This is a genomic window from Erythrobacter sp. A6_0 (assembly GCF_017744235.1).
In the GTDB taxonomy this organism is placed as follows: domain Bacteria; phylum Pseudomonadota; class Alphaproteobacteria; order Sphingomonadales; family Sphingomonadaceae; genus Qipengyuania.
Genome location: NZ_JAGHQR010000001.1, coordinates 1057605 through 1069973, shown reverse-complemented (window position 1 = coordinate 1069973; position 12369 = coordinate 1057605). Strand labels below are relative to the sequence as shown.

Sequence of the window (12369 nt, the reverse complement as noted above, 5' to 3'; positions counted from 1 at the left end):
GGATCAGACCGGCGCGCGCACGCTGCGCCGCTCGACCAGCCTGACGGGAACGCGGCGCTCGACCGGGCTGGCATCGAGCGCCACCGATACCAGCATTTCCCCCGCCAGCGCGAATTCGGGCTCCACAGTCGTGAGCGGGGGATGCGAATGCGCGCCGCTGCCGAGCCCGTCGAACCCGACCACGCCGAGATCGGACGGCACGTCGATTCCGCATTGCGCCAGATGATCGAGCGCGCCCAGCGCCATGGCATCGCAGGCGAAGAACAGACCATCGGGCCGGTCGCCGCTCAACAGATTTTCCATCGCCGAACGGCCCTGCGCGTCGCGCGTGCGGCCTTCACCGGTGGCTGCGGGCAGGGGCGTAAGGCCATGCGCCTCCATGGCGCGGCGATAGCCTTCGTATCGCTCTTCGAACTGGCGCTGATGGCCTTCCGTCTCGCCGACGAAGGCGATGCGGCGATGGCCTGCCGCGACGAGGCGCTGCACCGCCAGATGCGCGCCTTCCAGATTGTCGGACCGGACCCACTCCTCGTCCTCCGCTCCGGCGCCCCAGAACGCCATGTTGGGCTGATCGGAGGCGAGGGCACGGAAGTGGTCCCATGCCGGACGGTTGGCAGTGGTGCCGATCACGATGACGGCATCGGCGCGGCGTTCCTCGACGAAGCGCCCGAACAGATTATCCGGCTCGCTCTGGAAAGTGACGAGCGCCTGATAGCCGCGGGCGGCCGCCGCGGCGCAGGTGCTGCCAAGCAGGGTGTAATGGAAGGGATTCACCGCCCGCGCATCGCCGCCCTCGCGCGCGATCACGACCACTGCGACAGTGCGGGTCTCTCCGCTGCGCAGGCGCGCCGCGCGGGAATCGACGAAATAGCCAAGTTCGCGCGCCGCCTCTTCCACGCGGCGGCGGGTGGCTTCGGTAATGGTTTCCAGGCCGGCCAGCGCGCGGCTGACGGTCGATTGGCTAACGCCGGCACGCTCCGCCACGTCGAAGGAGGTTACCCGCCTGCGTTCCCCGCTCTCGCCACTTTCCCGATCGCTCTGCCGTGCCATGTCCGCTGGCTAGCGCGCCACATCGCAAGCGACAAGCGCGCTGCATTCGCTTGGAGCGGCTTCGCATCGCGGCTAGACCTGCCGACCATGCAGGATCGCCAGGCAGAAACCGTTCCCCCGCCGATGCAGGCGCGCCGCTATCTGCTGCTGTATGCTCTGGCCGTGGCGGGCGGATCGGCCGCCTACGCGCCTTTCCTGACCCTGTTCCTGCCGCTGCGCGCATCTGTCGTGTGGGGCGATGAGGCGATCGTGGTCCTGTCCTATGCCGCCTTCGTCGGCGCGATCGCAGCGAGCCTTTCGAACATCGCATTCGGTTGGCTGAGCGATATCACCCGGACGCGCCAGCCGTGGATTTTTGCCGGGACGATCCTGTCGGGCCTGCTGCTGACGGGTCTGTTCCGCATCGAGAGCGTGGGCCTGTTCCTGGTGGCGATTGCCGCATGGCAGATTGCGCTCAACATGATGCTGGGCCCTCTGATGGCCTGGGCGGGCGATTGCGTGCCGGATGGACAGAAGGGGACGCTGGGCGGCCTGATGGCGATCTCGCCTGCGGCAGGGGCGCTGGTCGGTATGCTGCTGACCCTGCCGGGATTGGCCGATGCCGAGACCCGGCTGGTGCTGAACGCTCTGGTGGTGGCGGCGATGGTTTTGCCGGTGCTGGTCTTCGGCAGGCCGCGCCCGATGCCGCATCTCGTCGAGGCAACGATCGACCGCGAGCGAGGTACCCCGAACGGGAACGACGATCCCGCCTTTCCCCGCCGCAGCGAGCCGGTCGTAAGGATGTGGCTGGCGCGCCTTCTGGTCCAGATCGCCGAAGCAGCGCTGTTCGCATTCCTGCTGCTCTGGCTGCGCTCGCTCGATCCGGCTGTGAGCGACAATCGCGCGGCCCGGCTCATCACTCTGATCGCGGTGGTCTGCATTCCTCTGGCGCTGCTGGCGGGGCGCTGGTCGGATCGGGCGCGACGCCCGCGTCTGCCGCTGACCCTGGCGGCGGGCGGCGCATCTTTAGGCCTCGCATTCATGGCGTTTTCGCAGGATCTACAAACGGGGACGGTCGGTTATATTCTGTTCGGCTTGATGGCGGGCGTGTTCCTCGCGCTCCATTCCAGCCAGACCCTGCGCGTGCTTCCGCGAACCCGCACAAGAGGGCGCGATCTCGGCATATTCAACCTGACCAATACCGTGCCGTCTCTCATCATGCCGTGGCTGGTGCTGCTGCTGATACCGCTGTTCGGTTTTTCCGCTTTTTTCGACCTTCTTGCCGGTTTGGCCGCACTGGCATGTCTGTTGCTAGCGACCATGCGCGAAAGCTGAGAATTTCGCTGTTCTCAGACTTGGCGGTTCGGGCATTCGGCGATAGATCAAGCTGGTGGGTGGGTCGATAACGATCAGACAAGTGGCAAAGGCCGCCGGAGTTTCGGTGGCGACGGCTTCGCGTGCGCTGAACGGATTGAGCAGTGTGACGGCGAAGACCCGCGCCAAGATTGAAGCGGCGGCGGCCGAGCTGAATTACGTTCCCCACAGCGGCGCGCGCAGCCTGACCCGGCAGCGGACCGACACGATCGGCGTGATCCTTCCCGACCTGTTCGGTGAATTCTTCTCCGAAATCGTGCGCGGGATCGATCAGGCGGTCCAGGGGGCGGGCAAGAACCTGCTGCTCGGCAACATGCATGGCAGCGTGGAGGAAACGGGCCAAGCGATCCGGGCGATGCGCGGACGTGTCGATGGCTTGCTGGTGATGCCGCCCAATTCCAGCGCCGAGATGCTGGATCGGGCTTTGACACAAGGAATCCCGGCGGTTTTGCTGAACGCGCAGGCCGCCGATGGCTCAACGCCATTCGTGGCGGTCGACAATTACGCCGGGGCGCGGATGGTTACCGAACATCTGATCGATCGGGGCGCGAAGCGGATCGTCCACATCGCCGGGCCGACCAACAATCGCGATGCCAGCGAGCGTGAGCGGGGCTTTCGCGATGCGCTGAAAGACGGGCTCGGAATTGCCGATCCCCTGATCCTGCCCGGCGATTTCCGCGAGGATGCGGGGCGCGATGCCGCGCGACATCTGATCGCCAGCGGCACGCGCTTCGATGCCGTTTTCGCAGGGAACGACATGATGGCGGTGGATTGCATGGCCGAGCTGAGCGAAGCGGGATTTGCGATCGGCAGCGAAATTCTCGTCGCGGGGTTCGACGATATTCCGCTGGCGCGTTACGTCACGCCGCAGCTTACCACCGTGCATTCGGACATCACCCGGCTGGGTTCCGCGGCGGCGCAGATGCTCCTTCGCATGCTGGCGGGCGGCGAGCCAAGCGGGGAGGCTTCGCTTGTGATACCCCCGACCCTGGCCGTGCGCGGATCGACGACGGGCTGAACGAAGTCTCGCTTTCGTTAGATATGCAGGTGTGGCGACGGACGATGTAACCGTATACATTGCGGATGATTCCGGAGCCGAAGACTTCGGATCGGGAGAACCGCATCATGTCATTCGCCGTCACTCGCTCCTTGCGTCCGCTCGCCGCGCTTTTGCTGTTGTCGGGCTGCGCATCCATGGGGCCGCTCGAAGCGGCGCCTCCTTCGCAGGCGGGCCAGCACGCGCAGCCCGCGCTCATGGCGGGCGGCTACGAATATCAGCTCTTCGTCCCCCAGGGTGCGCCGATTGCGAGCCTTGAGAAAGACGGCGCGAAATTCCCGCTCCTGCTGTTCCTTCACGGATCGGGAGAGCGGGGCAGCGATGTCGCGCGGGTCAAGGCGCACGGTCCGCCGAAGATCGCCGATCGCGATCCCGACTTCCCCTTCATCCTGATTTCGCCATTGCTCCCGGAGGAAGAGGATTGGGACATCGCCAAGCTCGACGCGATCCTCGACCATGCGATGGCTACGCTGCCGGTCGATCCGGACCGGGTCTATCTCACCGGGCTCAGCCGGGGTGGGCATGCCACCTGGCGCTGGGCCGCGCAGGAGCCGACGCGGTTTGCCGCCATCGCAGCGGTGGCGGGGCGGGGCGATCCCGCGACCGCGTGCGCGCTGAAGGACTTGCCCGTCTGGGCGCTGCACGGCGATCGCGACGATGTGGTGGTGCCCGAAGGCAGCTTCGCCATGGCGCGGGCGATCCGGGCATGCGGGGGGCGCAAGAGCCGCCTGACGATCTATCCCGATCTCGGCCACAATGCCTGGGATCCGGCCTATGCCGACCCGGCGCTGTATCTCTGGCTGCTGAGCCATCGGCGCGGGATCGAGGACTAAGCGCATGAGGTTCCGCTCCCTGATCGCAGGCCTTGGCCTTCTCGCCCTGCTTCCCGCTTGTGCCCATGTCCCCACCCAAAGCGCGGAGCCGTCGAGCATTCGAGCGATGACGTTCAATATCCGGCTCGACACGGGAGCGGACGGGGCGAATGCCTGGCCGTATCGCAAGGATCTGGTGAGCCAGACGATATCCTATCTGGCGCCCGACGTGCTCGGTATGCAGGAGGTTCTGCTCGGCCAGAAACGCGATCTGGAAGCGGACCTTCCCGGCTATGCCTTTGCCGGCGTCGCGCGAGACGATGGGGCAAGCAAGGGGGAATTCTCGCCGCTGGCGTGGAAGCGTGCGCGCTGGAAGGCCTTGGAAAGCGGCACTTTCTGGCTATCCCCCACGCCCTCAGTGCCGAGCAAGGGATGGGACGCTGCCCTGCCGCGCATCGCGACCTGGGCTCTCCTTCAGGATAGGGGCACCGGGGAATTGGTGCGCGTGCTCAACACCCATTTCGACCATGTGGGCGAGGAAGCGCGGCAAGAGAGCGCGGCGCAGATTGCCGCCTGGGCCGAGCGGCATCGCGGGGCGGGCGAGGCCGTCATCGTCATGGGCGATTTCAACGCCGCCCCGTCGAGCGCACCGATGCGGATCCTCGCCGATCGAAGACGCAGCGGGCTCGCCGATACGCGCACGATCGCACAGGCTCCCCCTTTCGGACCAACCGGAACCTTTACCGGGTTCGATATCGCCCGAAACGCCGCCGAACCGATCGACCACATCCTCGTCTCCGATCGCTTCGCGGTCCTGCGCCATGCGACGATCACGCAGCATTGGGGCGGGCGCCTGCCGTCCGATCATTATCCGGTGGTCGTGGACCTCAAATTGCGAGTGCGTTAGCGCGCGATCGGCCAGCGCGCTCGACGTTCACGGATCCGTGCGGTCGAGCCATCCCCCCGTGAAGCCCATCCGTTCGAGGCCGCGACGGATGTGCGGGTTCTTGCGCATGGTGCGCCAGACGAGGCCGCTGCGATGGTTCTCCATCATCGTCAGGATCGGCCCCTGATCGATGCCGAGATGATCGCGCGCGATCCAGCCGCTCTGCGCATCCACGGTGCCGCTGCGGCTGCCCGCATCGGTGAAGGTGTAACTGGGATTGAACGCATCCTTGAACCCGTAGCGGGTATAGAGCTTGTCCCCATAGGCATCGCGCATCGCCATGAGGGCGGGGATCGTGACTTCCGGCGCGAAGGCTATCGATCCGCCTGCCGCCGTGGGCACGATCGTGCCATCATCCACGACACGTTCGGCGCTGACCCCGCGTGCGGAATAGGCCTGGAACTGTCGCGGTTCTCCGTTGACGAGGCGGCCATTGGCGGCGCCGGTCGGCCCGTCGGACGCGGTCCAGCCCCACAGATCGCCCGAATAACCGATCCAATCGTTCGGATTGTCGATGCCGTAGGCGCGCTGGCTCAAAGTCGCGCGGCGGCTGTTCTCGAAATAGTCGATCCCCTTGGACGCCATATAGGCATCCCGAATGTCGCGGAAATCGACCCAGACATGGCTGTATTGGTGTCCGAACAGGGGCTCGAATTGGAGGTGCTCGTAGCCGTAATAGGTCCCCCAGTCCTTATCCAGATTGGCGGCCCAGCCCGTGTCCCACGCTTCCTTGGTGATCGCATGCGTCGGCGAGCCCGCAGCGAGGATATAGACCAGCATTCCCTCGTTATAGCCGACCCAGTCATGCGTACCGAAATCGCCGCCATTGCCTCTTTCGGGATACCAGCCCATCGCGATGGCCTTGCCGCTTCCGCCATTGGCGGACGGAATCGCGCTGTTTTCGCGCTGGGCGAAGGTCCAGTCCACGCGGGCGTAGATCTTCTCCGCAAGGTCGCGGATCGCGGCCTCGGTGCGATCGTCGGAATCGAAATAGCTTTGGGCGAAGAGCACTCCGCCGAGCAATAGCGCGGTGTCGACGGTCGAGAGTTCGGTATTACCGAACCGCGTGCCGTCCTCGTTCTTCAGGAAGTGGTAGAAGAAGCCTTTATGGCCCGACACGCCCGATACGGCGGGGCCTTGCGGCGCGTTCCAGTAGAATTCGAGGCAGTCGCGCGTGCGCTCCGCCGCGTCCTCACGGCTGACATAGCCCCGTTCCGCGCCGATCCCGTATGCAGTCAGTGCGAAACCGGTCGCGGCGATCGAGGAAAAGGGATTGGACGGCCACCGATCGGGCGCGAGGCAGCGATCGGTATCGGTGGTTTCCCAAAAATAGGCGAAAGTACGCCTGGTCAGATCTTCCGAGAAGACCGCTTGAGCCGAAGCGGGCGGCGCTTCCGATGCGGCCTGTGGAAGGGTGCTCGGGACGCTGGCGCATCCGGCGAGCAACAGGGCGGCTGATGTGGCGAGCGGTACGGTACGGAAGAGGATGGCGGTCACCTGCAGACAAGGAAAAGCCGCCGCCGCTTTCCGAAAGAAGCGGCGGCGCAGGGAGGAGACATCAGAATTCGAAGCCGGCGGAAACCTTCAGGGTCCGCGGCGGGCCGTCCGTGCTGAAGGACCGCAGATTGCGCTCACCCGTGGTGCCGAGGAAGCTGTTGTAGTTGCGATCGTTCAGCGCGTTGATGATGTCGGCGCGCACGTAGATGCGGCTGCGATCGGTCAGGAAACCGAGATCGATATTCTGCGTGATGGCAAGGTCGAGCTGGCGGAAGCCCCACCGATCGCCATTCCCCGCAGTCTTGATCGTATCGATAACCAGGGGCTCATCGCCGCCGATCGTGCGCACGAAATTGTTGAGATAGCGTGGGGAGGCGATCTGGAACTTGCCGGAGATCACCGTATTCGTCGGCAGATCGACCGATCCGGCCATCACCAGACGATGCTTGCGCAGGCCGCTGGAAGTCTTGACCGTGTAATCCTCAAGCGTCGGGAAATCGAACGAGAAATATTCGCCGAAAGCCCGGTTCTCGGTCGCATCGGTGTAGGTGTAGGTCGCGGTCAGGTTCCAGGGCGAGGCCTGGGTGTAGCGCTTCGCGATCTTGATATGCGCCGCATCCTCGTTGGTCTTCAGGCCGTTCGTTCCGATGATGATCGAACCGAAGCCGCGGGGCGCAAAGCCGAAGGGTGAGCCCGGAACGGCAGGCGGAGGCGTGAAGAATGTCCCGTCGGGACGACGGTTGCCGAGTAGATAGGCGAACCCGTCGCGGCTCTCGATATGGCGGAACCCGACTTCGACGTTCAGCGTGCTGGTCAGATCGCTGCGCAGGCCGATGCTGAACTGGTCGGAATAGGGCACCTTCAGGTCGTTGTTGATCAGTCGGATGCCCCGGCCACCGCCGAAACCGGCGCCGGCGATCAATTGCTGGCGACCCTCTTCCGTCAGATAGATCGGATCGAAGCGCACGCAAGTCGGGCTGGGATTGCAGTCGTCATTGTTCGGATCGCCAGTGAGGAAGTTGAAGGTCCGCGTGCTGTAGGCGTTGATGCTGACTTCCTGGGCGATAAAATCGAACTGGTTGCGGTCATAGGATCGCCCGTAACCACCGAACAGCACCAGACGCCCGCGATCAAGGAACTGGTAGGTGAAACCGAGGCGAGGCTGGAAGGCGCCCTTGAACGCTTCGCGTTGCGTTCCGTCGGTGATGTAATCGTTGATGTCGTACTCGACGCCCGGCTTATAGATATTGGGATAGTTCGCTTCTGATACAGCACCGACGATTTCCGGTGGCGTGACGAAATCGAGATAGGACGGCGTCTCCTCGTAATCCCAGCGGATGCCGAGATTCAACGTCAGACGATCGTTCACGTCCCAATCGTCCTGGATATAGATGCCGAATTGCCAGTTCTTCGAAATGACAGTCGGAGTCCCCTGGCCGGTCGCGGCACCGAACTGGACACGATAGGGGATGGTGGTGTTGAAGCCGTTTGGCGTCAGATTGACGTTATATGAATATTGCGGATTGAAAAAATTCTGCTCGTCCCGCGTCAGCTTGACCCACTTCGATTTCACGCCTGCCTTGATCGTATGCCGTTCGAAACCGATCCACGTGAAGTCGTTCTGGACGCTGTAGCCTTCCTGGCCCTTGTCCTGGAAGTTGGCGCTTCCACCTAGCCGCAGGATCTGCGCGTTGTCCAGAATATTGCCCGTGACGGGGCTGACACCGCTATATGTGTAGAGCGCGCCGGGAATGAAGTTTTGCGGGCGGGGCGACCAGAAAGCTTCTTCATAAGTGAGCTTGAAATCGTTGATGAAATTATCGGCGCTGTGTTCCCAGCGGAGCAGACCGCGCTTTTCGTCCACGTCCTGCGACGCGGCCGATTCCGCAGCGGTGCTGCCGCTGCTCAGGAAGATGCCGGTCTCTTTACGGTACTTGCCCGAAACCTCGATCAGGTCGCGGCTGGTCGGCTGAAAGCTCAGCTTGCCGAAATACAGGTCTTCGTTGAACTCGCGCTGCGTCGGCCCGAACAGGCCCTGAAGATCCGACGGGAAGAAGCTGACCGGGAAATTGGCGCCCGGCTCGATGGTGACGGGCAGGCGGCGGCGCTTACCTTCGTATGTCACGAAGAAATGCGCCACGTCCCTGACGATCGGCCCGCCGAGAGCGCCGCCGAACTGGATATCCTTGGTCTCCGCCTTTTCGCGCCCGCCGAACAGTTCCAGCGGGGTTTCCTGGCGCATGTCGGTATCGGTGTAATCGACGAAGGCGGTGCCGTGGAATTCGTTGGTCCCCGACTTCGTACCCGCGGTGATCGCGACCGAGCTGACCTGATCGAACTCCGCCTTGTAGTTGGAGCTGATCACGCGATATTCGCCGACCGCGAGCTGGGGGAAGGGGTTGCCTTCCGAGCTGTCCTGGCCGGTCACGCCGTTCTTGAGGACGTAATCCTTCTGGCCGATCCCGTCGATATAGACGTTCACTGTGCGGCTGTTCTGCGCGCCGCCCTGAATGCGCGACTGGCCATCGGGATTTTCGAATACCACCCCCGGCGCCAGATCGGCGAAGGCGAGGAAGTTGCGATTGTTCTGGGGCAGCGTCTCGATCTCACGCTGCGAAATGTTCGCGCCGACCTCGCCGCCTTCGAGCGTGACGATCCGCCCGCCGGTCACGATGATGAGATTGTCTTCGGCTCCCGGCGTGGCGGAGGCATCCGCCACGGTCGGTTCCTGCGCGATGTCGTCGAAGTCCAGAACCGCGTCCTGCGCGATCTGGAGCGTAAATTCATCGGTACGGCGAACCGTGCCGTCCACGCTGGTGATTTCGAGATAATAGGTCGCCGGGCGAAGTTGCGGGAAATTGTAACGACCGTCCTGCGTGACATCGATCGTGCGGCGGAAACCCGTCGCCACGTCAACGGCCGTGATCTGCGTCGCGCCGGTCACATTGCCCCGCAGGGACGCGTTCGATTCCTGCGCAAGAGCGGGCGCGGCGAGCGCGATGGCGAGGGCGCCGGTCGCGCTGGTGATGGCGAGGGCACCGGCCAGGCGGCCGGCAACGGACGTGCGCTTCGCATGCGAAAAGATCATGGCAATTCTCCTCCCCATTTTCCGCCCCTTTTCCAGAGGCTTGAATATCCGCCGCAGCATTCTCTGCAGATCGAATCATTGAATATGGAACGGGCTTGTAACCGGTTTCATTCCGGTTGTATAGAACCCCTGCAACGGACGATTCCGAAAATATGATCAAGGATGGCAGAGGCCCACTAGGAAGGGTCAGCCGTCAGGGAGCGGGAGATTACGATGAAGGGCCCTATAGCTCGCACAAGCACTTTGGCCGCCATGCTTCTGGCGACGACGGCCTGCGCCACCGCGCAGACCGCACCAGTGGAGCGGGCTCCTGCCGCCCAAGCCACGACTGCCACCGTCGGCACCGTGCCGATCCAGCCGGCGCAGCCCGAATGGGCGGCGCGCGATGCCGAGATGGATCGGTTTCTCGACGAGCTGATCGGCAAGATGACGCTGGAGGAAAAGGTCGGCCAGCTCACGCTGCTCACCAGCGACTGGGAATCCACCGGCCCCACCATGCGCGACAGCTATCAGGAGGATATTCGCGCGGGCAAGGTCGGCAATATCTTCAATGCCTATACGGCCGATTATACGCGCGAATTGCAGCGCCTCGCGGTCGAGAACACGCGGCTGAAAATCCCGCTGATGTTCGGATACGATGTGATCCACGGCCATCGAACGATCTTCCCGATCTCTCTGGGCGAGGCGGCGAGCTGGGACATGGATGCGGTGGAGAAATCCGCCCGCGTCTCCGCCGAAGAAGCGAGCGCGGAAGGGATCCACTGGACCTTTTCGCCCATGGTGGACATCGCCCGCGATGCGCGCTGGGGCCGCATATCGGAAGGGGCGGGCGAGGATGTCTATCTCGGCAGCCGCGTGGCGAAGGCTCGTGTAGAAGGCTATCAGGGCGACGATCTGGGGGCCACCGACACCGTGCTCGCTACGGTCAAGCATTTCGCCGGTTATGGCGCGGCGCAGGCCGGGCGGGACTATCACACGGTCGACATTTCGGAACGCACGCTACGCGACGTGTACCTGCCGCCCTTCAAGGCCGCCATCGATGCGGGCGTGGGCAGCATCATGACATCGTTCAACGAATATGACGGCGTGCCCGCCAGCGGCAGCAAATATCTCCTCACCGATGTGCTGCGCGATCAATGGGGCTTCGATGGTTTCGTCGTCACCGACTATACCTCGATCAACGAGATGGTGGCGCACGGCTATTCGAAGGATCTCGAACAGGCGGGCGAACAGGCGCTCGACGCCGGCGTCGATATGGACCTGCAGGGCGCGGTCTTCCTCGAAAACCTCGCCGGTTCGATCGCCGCGGGACGGGTAAGCATGGATCAGGTCGACACCGCCACGCGCCGTGTGCTCGAAATGAAATATCGCCTCGGCCTGTTCGAGGATCCCTATCGCTATGCCGATAACGCACGGCAGGAAGCCACGCTCTACAAGCCCGAATTCCTCGAAGCTGCGCGCGATGTCGCCCGCAAGTCCATGGTTCTGTTGAAGAACGAAGGTGACACCCTGCCGCTCGCCGCCGGGGCGCAGAGCATCGCGCTGATCGGTCCGCTCGCCGACAGCAAGCCCGACATGATCGGCAGCTGGGCCGCTGCGGGCGACCGCCAGACCCGCCCGGTCACCGTGCTCGAAGGTTTCAAGGCGCGTGCCGGACGCGGCGTGCGCGTCGAATACGCCAAGGGCGCAAGCTACGAATTCGACGCCGAAGGCAAAACCGACGGCTTCGCCGAAGCGCTCGCAGTGGCTGACCGATCCGACGTGATCGTGGCGGTCATGGGCGAGAAATGGGACATGACGGGCGAAGCGGCGAGCCGCACCTCGCTCGACCTGCCGGGCAACCAGCAGGCCCTCCTCGAACGGCTCGTCGCGACCGGCAAGCCGGTGGTGCTGGTGGTGATGAGCGGGCGGCCCAATTCCATCGGCTGGGCGGACGAAAACGTGCCCGCGATCCTCCACGCCTGGTATCCCGGAACGCAGGGCGGCCATGCGGTGGCCGATGTGGTGTTCGGCGATTACAATCCGTCGGGCAAACTGCCTGTCACTTTCCCGCGCAATGTCGGACAGGCGCCGATCCATTACGACATGAAGAACACCGGCCGCCCGATCGAACTGGGCGAGCCGGGGGCGAAATACGTCTCGCGTTATCTCAACACGCCCAATAGCCCGCTTTATCGGTTCGGTTACGGGCTGAGCTATACCGACTTCGCCTATTCGCCGGTCACGCTGAGTGCCCCGAGGATGGGGGCGGGCGGATCGATCACGGCCAGCGCCACCATCACCAATGCCGGCAGCCGCGCGGGCGAAGAGGTGGTGCAGCTCTACGTTCGCGACCTCGTCGGATCGGTGACGCGGCCGGTTCAGGAACTGAAGGGTTTCGAGAAGGTGATGCTGCAGCCGGGCGAAAGCCGCACGGTGAGCTTCACTCTCGAACCGGAGGACCTGGCCTTCACGCGCGGCGACATGTCGCATGGCTGGGAGCCGGGCGAGTTCCGCCTCTGGATCGCGCCCAGCTCGGGTGCGGAAGCGAGCACGCCGGTCACTTTCACGCTGACGGAGTGAGCGG

Annotated in this window: 8 protein-coding genes; 5 read left to right on the top strand and 3 right to left on the bottom strand. The window is 64.0% G+C overall.

Going from position 1 to position 12369, the window contains the following annotated elements; genetic code table 11:
• Nucleotides 1-3: 3 nt before the first annotated feature.
• The gene (locus tag J7347_RS05235) at nt 4-1050 is read right to left on the bottom strand and encodes a LacI family DNA-binding transcriptional regulator (RefSeq protein ID WP_209161085.1); all 1047 of its coding nucleotides are present in this window, start codon (nt 1048-1050) and stop codon (nt 4-6) included.
• A gap of 87 nt (nt 1051-1137) precedes the next feature.
• On the opposite strand from J7347_RS05235, the gene J7347_RS05230 reads away from it, so the two are divergent.
• From J7347_RS05230 to J7347_RS05215, 4 genes are all read left to right on the top strand, one after another.
• Nucleotides 1138-2364 carry an MFS transporter gene (locus J7347_RS05230; protein ID WP_245173791.1) on the top strand — a complete coding sequence of 409 codons (1227 nt, stop codon included), beginning with the start codon at nt 1138-1140 and terminating at the stop codon, nt 2362-2364.
• Between the two features lie 82 nt (nt 2365-2446).
• On the top strand, nt 2447-3421 hold the full coding sequence (locus J7347_RS05225; RefSeq protein WP_233999366.1) for a LacI family DNA-binding transcriptional regulator: 975 nt from the start codon (nt 2447-2449) through the stop codon (nt 3419-3421).
• A 107-nt stretch (nt 3422-3528) separates the two neighbouring features.
• Nucleotides 3529-4293, top strand: coding sequence for a dienelactone hydrolase family protein (locus J7347_RS05220; protein WP_209161084.1), 765 nt, complete (start codon nt 3529-3531; stop codon nt 4291-4293).
• A gap of 4 nt (nt 4294-4297) precedes the next feature.
• Nucleotides 4298-5179 (top strand): endonuclease/exonuclease/phosphatase family protein, encoded by an 882-nt coding sequence (locus tag J7347_RS05215; RefSeq protein WP_209161083.1) that lies wholly within the window; start codon nt 4298-4300, stop codon nt 5177-5179.
• A gap of 27 nt (nt 5180-5206) precedes the next feature.
• On the opposite strand, the gene J7347_RS05210 is transcribed toward J7347_RS05215, so the two are convergent.
• Together J7347_RS05210 and J7347_RS05205 are read right to left on the bottom strand one after the other, a co-directional pair.
• The gene (locus J7347_RS05210; protein ID WP_348521564.1) at nt 5207-6715 is read right to left on the bottom strand and encodes a glucoamylase family protein; all 1509 of its coding nucleotides are present in this window, start codon (nt 6713-6715) and stop codon (nt 5207-5209) included.
• Between the two features lie 61 nt (nt 6716-6776).
• Complete coding sequence (locus tag J7347_RS05205) at nt 6777-9803, bottom strand: TonB-dependent receptor (protein WP_209161082.1); 3027 nt, start codon at nt 9801-9803, stop codon at nt 6777-6779.
• Nucleotides 9804-10016: 213 nt separating this feature from the next.
• Between J7347_RS05205 and bglX the strand changes: the two genes are divergently transcribed.
• Nucleotides 10017-12365 (top strand): beta-glucosidase BglX, encoded by a 2349-nt coding sequence (gene bglX, locus J7347_RS05200; RefSeq protein ID WP_209161081.1) that lies wholly within the window; start codon nt 10017-10019, stop codon nt 12363-12365.
• Nucleotides 12366-12369: the final 4 nt, after the last annotated feature.